Genomic DNA, 13891 nt, shown 5'->3' on the forward strand with positions numbered 1-13891 from the left:
CAGCGTCCGGGTGTCACAGCAATATGGCCAATTCGTGTCTCGGGCCTCTCGCACAGCGGGAAGTCTCTGGAAACACACGAAGATGTGAGCCCTATCCGCTGATCGTGAACGGCAAAAGCCGGACGCGCAGGGAACGCGGCCGGCTTTTATGGAGGAGGTCGAAATGTCGTCCGGAATTACAGGCGGTAGAGGATCGAGTCGTTCCAGAAGCGATCGAGACGCTGGAGCAGCTTGTTCATCTGGTTGAACTCGCCTTCGCCGATGCCGCCGACCTTCTGGATCGAGCCGATATGGCGCTCGTAGAGCTTGGCGACGGTTTCGGCGATGTCCTGGCCGCTTTCCGTCAGGCTGATGCGGACTGAGCGACGGTCGATGCGCGAGCGCTGGTGGTTGATGAAACCGAGATCGACCAGCTTCTTGACGTTGTAGGAGACGTTCGAGCCGAGGTAATAACCGCGCGAGCGCAGTTCACCGGCGGTCAGTTCGGAATTGCCGATGTTGAAGAGGAGCAGCGCCTGGACGGCGTTGACATCGGAACGACCGGCGCGGTCGAACTCGTCCTTGATCACGTCGAGCAGACGGCGGTGCAGACGCTCGACGAGGTGGAGGGATTCCAGATAGAGGTTGCGGATCGCATCTTCCTGCGCGTCGACAACCGGGGCCTGCTGCGGCTTCATCTTGGTGTTCATCGTTACTGCCTCACTGTTTTGTTTGGCGGTGTGGTTTGTTTTCCCGCCTTGAGTGAGAACCTAACGAATGCATCTAAAATTCTACTTAAACCGCAGGCTTAACAGCGCCTTACCGGAAGGCGACCCTGTCTCAGGGTGAATCAGTTCTTACCGAACGGGCCTGCCTGCGGCGCTCGATGAAGAGCGCTGCGCGGAAAAGGACGAAGAGAACGGCGATCGCGACATGCAGGAGAACCAGCATCCGGTCGATACCGAAAATCGAGGGATAGACCTCGTGCATGGCCACTTCCGTCGCCGCTGCGACCAGCCAGATGACCGGCCCCCAGGAGACGAGAAGCCAGAGACCCACAGCCGCCACGGGGAAGAGCACGGCCAGCGCCGTATAGGCCGCCTTCCAGGCCGGCGGCAGCAGATCGAAACGGCCCTGGCCATTAAAGGAGAAACCGGTCAGCATCGCCCAGTACTGCAGCGCAAACCATAGCGCGCCGACTGCAGCAAGCCGCAGGAACAGCGTAAACAGCGTTTCGATCAGGCTTGGCCTCGGGCCCTTGGCAGAATCAGCAACCATGCGGCGGACAGTAAGGGCAAGACGGCCCGGCATAAAGGCCGCAGGCGCGATCATGCACGGCCATATGCCGCATGCCCTCTTACCGCTGGCGATTTGATTGCCGGATCGAGCGTGATATGAGGCGCAAATCGGATCGCGTAAGGGAAATGGCATCATGACCGGCAGCAGGCACATTGTCGACGATATCACCGGCGGACGCCGCATGCGGCGCAACCGGAAGGCCGACTGGACACGCCGCCTCGTGCAGGAAAACCGCCTGACGGTGGATGACCTGATCTGGCCGGTCTTCGTCGTGCCCGGCGGGAACGTCGTCGATCCCGTCGCCGCCATGCCGGGCGTCAACCGCATGAGCATCGACAAGCTGGTGGAGGCAGCGAAGGAGGCCGCCGATCTCGGCATTCCCGCCATCGCCACCTTCCCCAATATTGAAATGCACCTGCGCGACGAAACCGGCTCGCACTGTCTCGTGGCCAACAACCTCATCAACGAGGCGACGCGCGCCATCAAGAAAGCCGTGCCCAATATCGGCGTCATCACCGATGTCGCACTCGATCCCTTCACCAGCCACGGCCATGACGGCGTGCTGCGCGGCGACGTCATCGTCAACGACGAGACGGTGGACCTGGTGGCGAAAGCCGCCATCCTTCAGGCGGATGCCGGCTCCGACATCATCGCGCCGTCGGAAATGATGGACGGCCGCATCGGCGCCATCCGCCATGCGCTCGATGCAGCGGGACACCAGAATGTCGGCATCATGTCCTATGCCACGAAGTTCGCCTCGGCGTTCTACGGCCCCTATCGCGATGCGATCGGCACGGGCGGCCTCTTAAAGGGCGACAAGAAAACCTATTACATCGATCCCGCCAACGGCACCGAGGCGATCCGCGACGCGGCCCTCGACGTCGAGGAGGGCGCCGACATGCTGATGGTCAAGCCCGGCCTGCCTTATCTCGACATCTGTTGGCGCATGAAGGAAGCCTTTGGCCTGCCCGTCTTCGCCTATCAGGTCTCCGGCGAATACAGCCAGATCAAGGCCGCAGCCATGAACGGCTGGATCGACGGCGACCGAGTCATGCTGGAAACGCTGCTGGCCTTCAAGCGCGCCGGCTGCGACGGCATTCTCACCTATTTCGCGATGGACGTCGCGCGGCATCTGGCGAAGAAGGGCTGAGCCCGACGCTGCCCCTCACCCCTACCCCTCTCCCCGCAAGCGGCGAGAGGGAACGTGCCGAACGCAGGGCACCGGATGGAGGAAAACGGCGCGGCATATCCCTTCTCCCCGCCTGCGGGGAGAGGTGGCGGCAGCCGGATGAGGCGCTATACCGTACGCACCGTTGTTTTCCCCAAAACCATCCCCATATGTTCTGCATGATCCACCACGGAGACAGGCAGATGAGCGCAGATTTCAATGAAACGCGGGTTCCGACGACGGACTGGCAGGCCTATCGCGGCGTGCTGTCGCGGCGGATCTTTGCGTTTCTGATCGACTATGCGATCGTTGCGCTGCTCTGGGTTCCGGCCGCCGTCATCGTGTTCTTCCTCGGCGTACTGACGCTCGGCCTTGGCTTCTTTCTCTACCCCGCCCTCTTCGCCATCGTCGCCATGCTCTATTTCGGCATGACGATGGGCGGCCCGTCGCAGGCGAGTGCCGGCATGAACGTCATGGGCCTTGCGCTGGCGCGCGTCGACGGCCGCCCGGTGGATTTCCTGACCGCGATCGTGCATCTCGTGCTGTTCTGGATCGGCAATGCCGTGCTGACGCCGTTCATCGTGCTCGTAGGCCTGTTCACCGACCGCGGCCGTCTGCTGCACGACCTGCTGCTCGGCACCGTCATGGTTCGCCGCGATCGCTATTGATCGGCAGACGCGGGCGAATTCCTCTAGTTGACCTTTTTTTGAACTAGGCCATGCTATTGGCATAGACGTGTCACAAAGCGATGGAGTCGCCTCACGGCCAATGAATACGCAGGCAACACCCTCTCCGCAGTTCTATCTGACCGCGCCTGCGGCCTGTCCCTACCTGCCGCAGGAGATGGAGAGGAAGGTGTTTACCCATCTTGTGGGTGAACGGGCGCCGGAACTCAACGATCTCCTGACCCAGGGCGGCTTTCGCCGCTCGCAGAACATCGCCTATCGCCCGGCCTGCGAAAGCTGCCGTGCCTGCATTTCCGTGCGCATCCTCGTCAACGAGTTTACGCCGCGCCGCTCGATGCGCCGGGTGCTGGCGACGAATGCCGATCTCATCGCGCACGAATATCCCGCCGAGCCGTCGAGCGAGCAATATACCCTCTTCCGGAATTATCTCGACGCGCGCCACCAGAAGGGCGGCATGTCGGACATGTCCGTGCTCGACTATGCGATGATGGTGGAGGACACCCACGTCAACACCAAGATCATCGAGTATCGCCGGCGCGAAGAAGGCTCCGGCCTGCAGGAGCGTCCGCAGGGCGAGTTGCTTGCCGTGGCCTTGACCGACCGCATGGGCGACGGCCTCTCGATGGTCTACTCCTTCTACAATCCCGAGCTTGCAGACCGCTCCTTCGGCACCTTCATGATCCTCGACCACATCAGGCGTGCCAAGGCGCTCGGCCTGCCGCATGTCTATCTCGGCTACTGGGTCAAGGGATCGCGCAAAATGGACTATAAAACAAAGTTTTTGCCGCAAGAGCACCTAATGCCGCGCGGCTGGGAGCGCTATGATGAGCAGGATACTGCCTCTTAGCATCGATTCGGTCCCATCGTGTCCCAGACAAGCGACCCCGCCCTTCACCGCAAGGGCCTTCTCATCACCGCCATCGGCGGCCTGGCCCTTTCCTTCGACATTCCGTTGATCCGCTCCGCAAACGGCGACGTCTGGTCGATGGTCGCCGTGCGCAACATCTCGGTCTTCGTGATGGCGCTCGTGCTCTGGGCATTCCTGAACTTCGTTCTGCGCCGCAAGACCGTGCTCGTTCCCGGCGGCATCGGATGGCTCATCGCGCTGCTCTACGGTATCAACGGGCTGACCTTTATGCTGGCGGTGTTCAACACGACCACGGCCAATGTCGTCTTCATTCTCGCCTTCACCTCGATGTTCGCCGCCATCCTCTCCTGGATATTCCTCGGCGAACGACCGGCCAACGCGACACTCCTGACCATGGCCGCGATGGTCGCGGGCGTGCTGCTCATCGTGCATGACGGGCTTTCGAGCGGGAACCTCTTCGGCGACGCCATGGCCGCCTGTTCGGCGCTCCTTCTGGCGGCCTCCCTGACGCTCAGCCGCCGAAGTGGCGCCGACATGGGCTTCGTGCCGCTCGTCGCCGCCGTTCTCTCCGGCATCGTCGGGCTTTTCTTCCTTCCGGCCGGCGGCATCACGATCGCCGAACCGGTCTATATCCTCTTCAACGGCCTCGTGCTGCTGCCGCTCGCCTTCTGGTGCCTCGCCACCGGCCCGCGCTATCTGTCGGCGCCCGAAGTCGGCATGTTCTATCTCGTGGAAACCGTGCTTGCCCCGATCTGGGTCTGGATCGTCTTTGCCGAAACGCCGACCACGCAGACCCTCATCGGCGGCTCCATCCTCATCCTCGCGCTGCTCGCCCATTCGCTGTGGCAGATGCGCTCGAAAAGCCGTGCATTCCGGCAAGACGATGCGGCGGCGGAGTTCCCGTTTACGGGGTGAGACTTGAGATAGGCCTCACCCAATGTTATAACCGAGTTATAACGGAGTAAGGCCATGAACATCATCATCCGCAAGATCGGCAATTCCGAAGGCATCATCATCCCGAAGGACGTCCTCGACCGCATGGGCGTCAAAGCGGGGGACGAAGTTACGATGACCACCGAGGGCGGCAAGCTGATCCTCACGGCAGCCGACGGCGACTTCGACCGACAGCTCGCGCATGCCGAAAAATTCATGGATCGCTACAAGGTCGCGCTCAAGAAGCTTGCGGAATGAACATTCTCTTTCTCGATCGGCCTCTCGTCGAGCGGCTACAAGCCATTCAAATTCAGAGATTTGGCGGGGCCGACGGATTGCGTGATGAGAATGCGTTCGAAACCGCGCTGGCCCGTCCTATCAATAAAGCCACGTACGGATGCGAGGACATCTTTGAACTCGCGGCAGCCTATCTCTATGGGCTGGCGAAGAACCACGCTTTCGTCGATGGTAACAAGCGTATTGCAATCGTTGCTGCTGCCGCCTTCCTCATGGACAACGGCTTCGAGATCGCGACGGACGACGCCACGCTCTACACGTTCGTCCTCGCCATCGCGGCCGGCGAGATCGACGAAGAGGGCGCGACGCGCTTTCTGCGCGACGTCAGCGTCCCCTATTCCGGCTGATCAGCCGCTGAACTTGCCGCTTCTCGGGAAACCCTTCGGCACCGTGCGGCCGGCGCTGGCGCGGTCGGCGAGCCATTCCACCAGCTCCTCCTTGGTGCGCACGAAGTTGCGGCCGGCGCTGTCATCCCAGGTGAGGCCGTCGGCGATGGCGAAGCAGCGCAGGTCGGAAATGCCGCCATCCTTGTAGCGTTGCAGGCGCACGCCCTTGCCGCGTGTCATTTCCGGCAGCTGTGCCAGCGGGAAGACCAGCATCTTGCGGTTTTCGCCGACGACGGCGACGTGATCGCCACGCACCGGCACGACGAGCTTGGCCTCGTCGGGCATGCCAACATTCATCACCTGCTTGCCCTTGCGGGTATTGGCGACCATCTCGGTTTCCGAAACAACGAAGCCATTGCCGGCCTGCGAGGCGATGATGACCTTGCGATGCGGATCGTGCACGAAGGCCGTCAGCACGTCCTGGTCGTTTTCCATGTCGACCATGATGCGCAGCGGCTCGCCGTGGCCGCGGCCGCCCGGCAGCTTGTCGGCGCCGAGCGTATAGACCTTGCCGCCCGTCGTCACGATCAGCACCTTGTCCGTCGTCTGCGCCGGGAAAGCCACCTTGAGCGCGTCGCCTTCCTTGAACTGGAGACCCGACGTATCGGCGATATGGCCCTTCAGCGCGCGTATCCAGCCCTTTTCCGAGATGACGACCGTGACCGGCTCCTTCTCGATCATCGCCTGCTGGATCGCCTCGACATCGGCTTCCGGGGCGCTGGCGAACTGGGTGCGGCGGCGGCCGAGCTCGGTGGCTTTCGCGAATTTCTTGCGGACCTCGCCGATTTCCCAGGCGATGGTCTGCCATTGCTTTTCGTCGGAGGCGAGCAGCGACTCGATCTCGGCCTTCTCCTTCGACAGCGTGTCGAATTCGGTGCGGATTTCGAATTCCTCGAGCTTGCGCAGCGAGCGCAGGCGCATATTGAGGATCGCCTCGGCCTGCACGTCCGTCAGCGAGAAGGTTTCCATCAGGGAGACCTTCGGCTCGTCCTCCTCGCGGATGATGCGGATCACCTCGTCGAGGTTGAGATAGGCGATGAGATAACCGCCGAGGATTTCAAGGCGCCGGTCGATAGCGGCAAGACGGTGGCGCGAGCGGCGCTGCAGGACCTCACGGCGGTGGGCGAGCCACTCGACCAGCACCTCCTTGAGGCCCATGACCTTCGGCACGCGCCCCATCGAGAGCACGTTCATGTTGAGCGGGATGCGGCTTTCCAGCTCCGAAAGCTTGAACAGCGATTCCATCAGAATCGTTGGATCGACCGTGCGGCTCTTGGGCACCAGCACGATACGCACGTCCTCGGCCGATTCATCCCTGACATCTTCGAGCAGCGGCAGCTTGCGGGCGATGAGCAGTTCGGCGATCTTCTCGATCAGGCGCGATTTCTGCACCTGGTAGGGGATTTCGGTGACGACGATCTGGTAGCCGCCGCGGCCCAGATCTTCCGTCTGCCACTTCGAGCGCACGCGGAAGCCGCCGCGACCCGTCTTGTAGGCTTCGATGATGCTTTCGCGGCTGTCGATGATGATGCCGCCGGTCGGCAGGTCCGGGCCCTGCACGAATTCGACGAGCTTTTCGACCTCGACTTCCGGATTGCGGATCAGGTGCAATGCCGCGTCGCACAATTCATGCACATTGTGCGAGGGAATGGACGTCGCCATGCCCACGGCGATGCCCGAAGAGCCGTTCGCAAGCAGGTTCGGGAAGGCGCCGGGCAGGACGACCGGCTCCTCGTCTTCCTCGTTGTAGGTCAGGCGGAAATCGACGGCGTCCTGATCGATGCCTTCGAGGAGCAGCGTCGCGACATCGGTCATGCGCGCTTCGGTGTATCGGTAGGCGGCGGCGTTGTCGCCGTCGATATTGCCGAAATTCCCCTGCCCATCGACGATCGGATAGCGCTGCGAGAAATCCTGCGCGAGGCGCACCAGCGCGTCATAGACCGACTGGTCGCCATGCGGATGGAACTTACCGATGACGTCGCCGACGATGCGCGCGCATTTCTTGAAGGACGAATTGGCGCGAATGCCCATTTCGCTCATCGCATGGATGATCCGGCGGTGCACCGGCTTCAGGCCGTCACGCACATCCGGCAACGCGCGCTGGGTGATGGTCGACAGCGCATAGGCAAGGTAGCGCTCTTCCAGCGCCGCCTTGAGGTCGACCGGCAGGATATTGTCGTCTCCGCCATCCGGCGGCAAAGTGTTTTGTCCCATGTGACTTGACTAGCCTCTAGACCGATTCGCGGCAAGGAATCCGGGCGATTGCGCTGTGGATAGCAGTTTGTAAAGCCTGTCGCGAATATGCCGCCGAAGCGCCAGAATCCTGTAGAAAGTTGCGCGTGCCCGAATATAGTCGCCGCGCCGCCCGTCTATGAGCGGTAACGGCAAGGCAGCCTTCCAAAAATCCAGAAAGAGAGCCTATTCATGATGCGCAACTCCCATTTCCGCACCCTCCTCGCCGGCGCCGCGCTCGCCTCCCTGGCAAGCCCCGCTTTCGCGCTCGATGGCGCGGACCTGCTGGCGAAGCTGAATGCCACTTACGCCACCTCTGGCGTGACGGTCAGCTCTTCGAATGTCGCCGTCGACGGCTCGACCGTTACCCTTGAAGGCGCCGAACTGAAGGCCACCGGCGCCGAAGCGCCGATCAAGCTCGGCACGATTACCATGGAAGGCGTCGAGGAAGACGGCGACGGCGGCTACAAGATCGAGACCGTCGGCTTCGCGGACGTCAACGCCACCGAGGCTGAATCGACCGTTTCGGTCAAGGACATCGCAATCAGCGGCGTGACCATTCCCGGCACCGTGAAGCCCGGTACGCTCGAATCGCTTTTGATGTACGAATCGGCCTCCACCGGCCCGATCAACGTTTCGGCCAAGGGCAAGGAAGTCTTTTCCATGTCCGGCATGGAAGCCAACATCACGCGCATGGACGGCGATGCCGGTCTGGAATTCGACGCCACCCTGTCGGATCTCAAGGCCGACCTGACCTCGGTCGAAGACCCGAAGGCCAAGGACACGCTCGCCAAGCTCGGCATGACCTCGCTCGACGGCAAGGTCTCCATGTCCGGCAGCTGGGAACTGGCCAGCGGCAAACTCGCCGTCGACGAATACACCTTCGACTTCAAGGATGTCGGCAGCCTCAGCCTGTCGCTGGAATTCTCCGGTTACACGCTCGATTTCCTGAAGGGTATCCAGGACGCTATCAAGGCATCCGAAGCCAACCCGAACAAGGAAGAGGCCAACGCCGCCCTCGGCATGTCCATGATGGGCCTCGTGCAGCAGCTGACCTTCAACAGCGCCTCGATTTCCTTCGAAGACGCCTCGATCACCAAGAAGCTGCTCGACTATGCCGGCAGCGAACAGGGCGTCACGGGCGAGCAGATGGCACAGTCGCTGAAGGGCCTGATTCCGGTCATGATCGCGCAGCTCAACATGCCCGACCTGCAGAACCAGATCTCGGCCGCTGCCAATACCTTCCTCGACGATCCGAAGAACCTGACGATCAGCGCCGAGCCGAAGGAGCCGGTGCCGTTCCCGATGATCATGGGTGCGGCCATGGGCGCACCGCAGACCATCCCGCAGGTTCTCGGCGTCACGGTTACGGCCAACGACGAGATGTAATCCGTCCTTCCGGCCTCGTGCCGAAAGAGGAAAGCCCGGAGCATCGCTCCGGGCTTTTTGTTTTGACCGTTTTTGTTTCAGTTCTGGCGTCATTGGGCGGGGGCAGTCTGCGGTACCGGCGCAGACCACTCGACGCGGCGCGTCGCATACATGGTCGCGGCGATGGTCACGAAGGAGATCAGCGCCCCGGCGAGCAGCGCATATTCATCCTCGCGCAGCACCAGATACATGACGCCGTAGGCCGAGATCAGAACGGCGCCGAGCGACAGGCCGTTGTTTCGGCTGCCGGTAGCGCTGCCGAGATAGGCGGCGATGAGCAGCGTCGTCGCGAATGCCGCCACGATATAGGCGATGGTGAAGCCGGTATGTTCGGCAAGCGCCAGGAGCAGCACGTAGAAAACGATGAGCGCAAGCCCCGTCAGCACATACTGGATCCAGTGCACCATCCGCCCGCCCTTGAGCTCCATCACGAAAACGGCGAGGAAGACGAGCGAGATGAAGCCGATCGAGTATTTCAGCGTGCGCGAGATCACCTGGTAGAACTGCACGGGCTCCACGAGATTGATGCTCATCATGCTGCCTGAGAGCGGCAGCGTCGGGCCGGAGGCGACACGGTCGATGCCGCGGGCGAGATAGGGGATCGTCCACTTGGCGGAGAAATCCTTGGCCGTGATGGTCTTCTCCTCCGGCAGGAAGAGGCCCTCGAAGCCGGGATGCGGCCAGTTGGCCTTGGCGGCGAAACTCGTCGTCTGGCCGGCAGGCGCCACGGCGAAGCTGCGCGAGCCGTTGAGCGACAGCGCGATCTCGAAGGCGAAGCCGCTGTCGATCAGCGCGCGCTCGATCGGCCGATGCACACCGGCGCTCGATTGCGGCGTGGCGTAACCATCGGCACCCGCCACGCTCATCGCGGAAATCTGCCGCATGCCGGGATCGAAGGGCCTGACGGCACCGTTGTCGATCTTGACGCCCGCATCGGAGCGGATGCCGGTGATGTCGTTGATGTTGAGCACGAGGATGGCACGGTCGAGCTGCGGCGTGCCGGAGAATTGCGCGAGGTCCTGCAGGATATTGCTGCCGAAGCGGCCCTTGAGCGTCAGCGCGCCGTTGTAGACCGGCAGTGTGTAGATCGAGAGCTTTCGCTCTTCCGCCTTGAGGTCGGCGGTCACATCCAGCACTTCCGGCATGACGAGCGCCCACTCGGTCGTCTGCTCGACAACCGTGCGGCCGTCCACCTCGCGGCTGCGCTGCACCTCGAAGGGCACAGCGATATAGGGGCCGTTGATCGCCTGGTCACCGCCCCAGCCATTGGCGATGCGGCGCGAGACATCCGCCGCCCGCTGGGCACGCTCTTCCGTAAGCCCCCAGACAAGCAGCAGTGGCACCAGCAGCGCCACGGAGATGACGCCGATCATGATGAACTTGACGCCGGGCGAGCGCAGAAAGGTCGTGAGATTGCCGCGTGGCTCGGGATAGGGAGAAGGGTGGGATGGTGTCTTAGGGACGGGATCGTCCGATAGGCTTGCAGTCATTGATAGTCCCTCCAGTCTTTGAATCGCCATTTTAAGGCGAGTTCACGCTAGGGGGAGATTTCGACCGATTATGCGCGGAATTGGGATCGACTGACGGCGGATTCGCGGCATTGTGGCGTCTTTCCGCCCGCCGCAACGAAAGAGCCCGGCGCGGGCGCCGGGCTCGATGTGTTCAGGCTGTTACTCCACGACCTGCACGACGGTGCGGGTCTGCGGATTGACGATCACCCGCTGGTCGTTGACGACGGAATAGGCATAGTCGGCATGGCCGTCGATCGTGTGGATTTCCACGGTATCGGGCACGACGGCTCCCACCACGATATCACCTTCATAGGTGACGGACGGAACCTGCTGCTCCAGCACATAGGTGCGGACTTCACCCGGCACGACGACGGTCGACTGGGTGACCACCGGATCCTGGACGATGACGGTATCCTGGGCAAAGGCCGAGCCGCTCAGGGCCAGAAGGGCCACGGTTGCGGCCGAAACAAGTGTCTTACGCATAGTCGTTCTCCTCTGATTGACGCGGGGAGAACGGGCCTGATGGCCTAGTGTTCCGAAGGCGAGAGCCGTAACACGGCCCTCGCCTTCCGAAATCTTAGTCCTTCTTGGACGGAACGACGCGCAGTGCCAGTTCGCGAAGCTGCGTCGGCGTTGCCGGCGACGGGGCGTTCATCAGGAGATCCTGCGCCTGCTGGTTCATCGGGAACAGCGAGATTTCGCGCAGGTTCTTCGCGCCGACGAGCAGCATGACGACACGGTCGATACCGAAGGCGCAGCCGCCGTGCGGGGGCGCACCGTACTGGAAGGCGCGGTAGAGGCCGCCGAAGCGCTCTTCCACGTCCTGCTGGCTCAGGCCCACCTTCTCGAAGGCTTTGACCATCAGCTCCGGCGACTGGTTACGGATGGAGCCCGAGGCGATTTCGAAGCCGTTGCACACCGCGTCGTACTGGTAGGCCTTCAGCTCCAGCGGATCCTTGCTGTCGAAGGCTTCCAGGCCGCCCTGCGGCATGGAGAAGGGGTTGTGCGCGAAGTCGATCTTCTTTTCTTCCTCGTTGTATTCGTAAAACGGGAAGTCGACGATCCAGCACATTTCGAAACGGTCGCGGTCGACGAGGTTCAGTTCCTCGCCGGCGCGGGTGCGGGCTTCGCCGGCAAACTTGTAGAACTTGGCCGGGTCGCCGGCGACGAAGAAGCAGGCGTCGCCGTCTTCCAGACCGAGCTGCTGGCGAACGGCTTCCGTGCGCTCTTCGCCAATGTTCTTGGCAAGCGGGCCTGCACCCTCGAGCTTGTCGCCTTCCTTGCGCCAGAAGATGTAGCCGAGGCCGGGCTGGCCGGTCGACTGCGCCCAGGCGTTCATGCGGTCGCAGAACGCGCGGCTGCCGCCGGTCTTGGCCGGGATCGCCCAGACCTGGACCTTGGGGTTCGACGCGATCATGTTGGCGAAGACCTTGAAGCCGGAGCCGGCGAAATGGTCGGTCACGGCCTGCATGACGATCGGGTTGCGCAGGTCGGGCTTGTCGGAACCATACTTGCGGATGGCTTCGTCATAGGGGATGCGCGGCCACTGCTTCGTGACCGGCTTGCCTTCGGCGAACTCTTCGAAGACGGCCGTCATCATCGGCTCCATCGTTTCCCAGACGTCTTCCTGGGTGACGAAGCTCATCTCGACGTCGAGCTGGTAGAATTCGCCCGGCAGGCGATCGGCGCGCGGGTCTTCGTCGCGGAAGCACGGCGCAATCTGGAAGTAGCGGTCGAAACCGGCAACCATCAGGAGCTGCTTGTACTGCTGCGGGGCCTGCGGCAGAGCGAAGAACTTGCCCTCATGGATGCGCGACGGCACGAGGAAGTCGCGCGCGCCTTCCGGCGAGGACGCCGTCAGGATCGGCGTCGTGTATTCGGCAAAGCCGGCCTCGCCCATGCCTTTGCGCATGGCGGAGATGATCTGCGTGCGGCGCACGATGTTCTTGTGCAGCGTCTCGCGGCGCAGGTCGATGAAGCGGTACTTCAGGCGCACGTCTTCGGGATATTCCGGCTCGCCGAACACCGGCAGCGGCAGTTCCTTGGCGGCGGAGAGCACTTCGATCTCCTGCGCATAGAGTTCGATCTCGCCGGTGGGCATGCCCTTGTTGACGGTGTCTTCCGTGCGCGCCTTGACGAGGCCGTCAATGCGGATGACCCATTCGCCGCGCACCGTCTCGGCCTTCTTGAAAGCCGGGCTGTCCGGATCGGCGACGACCTGGGTGATGCCGTAATGGTCGCGCAGGTCGATGAAGAGCACGCCGCCATGGTCGCGGACGCGGTGGACCCAGCCCGAAAGACGAACGGTCTGGCCGACATCGGCCTTGCGGAGGGCGGCGCAGGTGTGGCTGCGGTAACGGTGCATCGTTGTATCCTGAAATGCGTGAGGGACACGCGGGAAGAATCCGGCGCGTTTACCCAGGAAAAATCGGGCGGAAAAGCGCATGATGAGGCCCGTTTGTCAAGGCTTGGCGGGTTTTGAAGACAGCGAGCCGCCGATCTTGCCCCCTTGCCTCCTGCTATTGTCCGCCGGGTGTTCACCGCAGACGCGCCGGATGCAGTTTGTAATCGGGGTTTCTGCCGAGAAGCGCCAGCAGGATACGGGATTGTTCCTCGAAAACCGCGACGAGTTCGGCATCGATGCCGATGATGCACGGCGGGACGTGTGAAAATCCGCCTTGAGCGCGCGAAGGCTTACCCGTGTTTTCGACCAACGGGCCGCAACATCCATTGCGCCGGCAGGCCCGCCGGCGGCAGGTCGTCAGGTCGCGAAGGATCGTCGCCGTCTGCCGCATCGCGCGTTCGGCAAGCATATCGGCCTGAACAGGACCGGAGGGAATGGCGTCCATGTACATTCTCCTTTCGCCTGCACGGAGAACCACGCAATGCCCGTGGCATGCGTGGAGTGGCGCAGTTTCATCCCGGCGAGCCGGGTTCGGACGGGGCGCCGCAAGGTGCCTCGTTGAAAAGTGTAAGTGACGCCTTCCGGCGCCCCGTTCGGTGTCTTTTCGCGGCAACTGCGGTTTCTCTACGCGAACCGGCGCCTTTTCCAGGGCCATTGCGCACCGGCCGGGGCCGGGCAATGCGAAAGGTCTGACGCACAC

14 protein-coding genes are annotated in these 13891 nt (G+C 62.5%); 7 read left to right on the forward strand and 7 right to left on the reverse strand.

Going from position 1 to position 13891, the window contains the following annotated elements; genetic code table 11:
• Positions 1-176: 176 nt before the first annotated feature.
• Together ldtR and ACOZKU_RS24980 are read right to left on the reverse strand one after the other, a co-directional pair.
• Positions 177-689, reverse strand: a complete 513-nt coding sequence (ldtR, locus tag ACOZKU_RS24975) for a transcriptional regulator LdtR (RefSeq protein WP_314088079.1) — start codon at positions 687-689, stop codon at positions 177-179.
• A gap of 130 nt (positions 690-819) precedes the next feature.
• Positions 820-1257 (reverse strand): DUF6163 family protein, encoded by a 438-nt coding sequence (locus tag ACOZKU_RS24980; protein WP_314088075.1) that lies wholly within the window; start codon positions 1255-1257, stop codon positions 820-822.
• Between the two features lie 154 nt (positions 1258-1411).
• On the opposite strand from ACOZKU_RS24980, the gene hemB reads away from it, so the two are divergent.
• From hemB to ACOZKU_RS25010, 6 genes are all read left to right on the forward strand, one after another.
• Positions 1412-2428, forward strand: coding sequence for a porphobilinogen synthase (hemB, locus tag ACOZKU_RS24985; RefSeq protein ID WP_421581168.1), 1017 nt, complete (start codon positions 1412-1414; stop codon positions 2426-2428).
• Between the two features lie 221 nt (positions 2429-2649).
• Positions 2650-3114, forward strand: a complete 465-nt coding sequence (locus ACOZKU_RS24990; RefSeq protein WP_314088070.1) for an RDD family protein — start codon at positions 2650-2652, stop codon at positions 3112-3114.
• A 100-nt stretch (positions 3115-3214) separates the two neighbouring features.
• A complete protein-coding gene (locus tag ACOZKU_RS24995; protein WP_314088067.1) occupies positions 3215-3979 on the forward strand; it encodes an arginyltransferase in 765 nt (254 codons plus the stop codon).
• An 18-nt stretch (positions 3980-3997) separates the two neighbouring features.
• Entirely contained in the window at positions 3998-4915 is a 918-nt protein-coding gene (locus tag ACOZKU_RS25000; RefSeq protein WP_314088064.1) for a DMT family transporter, read from the forward strand.
• Positions 4916-4969: 54 nt separating this feature from the next.
• Positions 4970-5191, forward strand: coding sequence for an AbrB/MazE/SpoVT family DNA-binding domain-containing protein (locus ACOZKU_RS25005; protein WP_421581169.1), 222 nt, complete (start codon positions 4970-4972; stop codon positions 5189-5191).
• Positions 5188-5577, forward strand: coding sequence for a type II toxin-antitoxin system death-on-curing family toxin (locus ACOZKU_RS25010; RefSeq protein WP_421581170.1), 390 nt, complete (start codon positions 5188-5190; stop codon positions 5575-5577). The genes ACOZKU_RS25005 and ACOZKU_RS25010 overlap by 4 nt, the downstream gene beginning before the upstream one ends.
• Here the strand turns inward: ACOZKU_RS25010 and parC are convergent, their stop codons facing one another.
• Complete coding sequence (parC, locus tag ACOZKU_RS25015) at positions 5578-7830, reverse strand: DNA topoisomerase IV subunit A (protein WP_314088057.1); 2253 nt, start codon at positions 7828-7830, stop codon at positions 5578-5580.
• Positions 7831-8040: 210 nt separating this feature from the next.
• On the opposite strand from parC, the gene ACOZKU_RS25020 reads away from it, so the two are divergent.
• Positions 8041-9237: a hypothetical protein gene (locus ACOZKU_RS25020; RefSeq protein WP_421581171.1), complete on the forward strand. Its 1197-nt coding sequence runs from the start codon at positions 8041-8043 to the stop codon at positions 9235-9237.
• An 89-nt stretch (positions 9238-9326) separates the two neighbouring features.
• Here ACOZKU_RS25020 and creD read toward each other — a convergent pair whose 3' ends face one another.
• From creD to ACOZKU_RS25040, 4 genes are all read right to left on the reverse strand, one after another.
• A complete protein-coding gene (gene creD, locus ACOZKU_RS25025) occupies positions 9327-10766 on the reverse strand; it encodes a cell envelope integrity protein CreD (RefSeq protein ID WP_421581172.1) in 1440 nt (479 codons plus the stop codon).
• 180 nt (positions 10767-10946) lie between these two features.
• Positions 10947-11270 carry a DUF1236 domain-containing protein gene (locus ACOZKU_RS25030; protein ID WP_421581173.1) on the reverse strand — a complete coding sequence of 108 codons (324 nt, stop codon included), beginning with the start codon at positions 11268-11270 and terminating at the stop codon, positions 10947-10949.
• 94 nt (positions 11271-11364) lie between these two features.
• Positions 11365-13152 (reverse strand): aspartate--tRNA ligase, encoded by a 1788-nt coding sequence (gene aspS, locus ACOZKU_RS25035; RefSeq protein WP_421581174.1) that lies wholly within the window; start codon positions 13150-13152, stop codon positions 11365-11367.
• 172 nt (positions 13153-13324) lie between these two features.
• A complete protein-coding gene (locus tag ACOZKU_RS25040; protein ID WP_421581175.1) occupies positions 13325-13636 on the reverse strand; it encodes a hypothetical protein in 312 nt (103 codons plus the stop codon).
• Between the last annotated feature and the right edge of the window lie 255 nt (positions 13637-13891).

Origin of the sequence: Shinella sp. M31, assembly GCF_049199205.1 — a bacterium.
Taxonomy (GTDB): Bacteria; Pseudomonadota; Alphaproteobacteria; order Rhizobiales; family Rhizobiaceae; genus Shinella.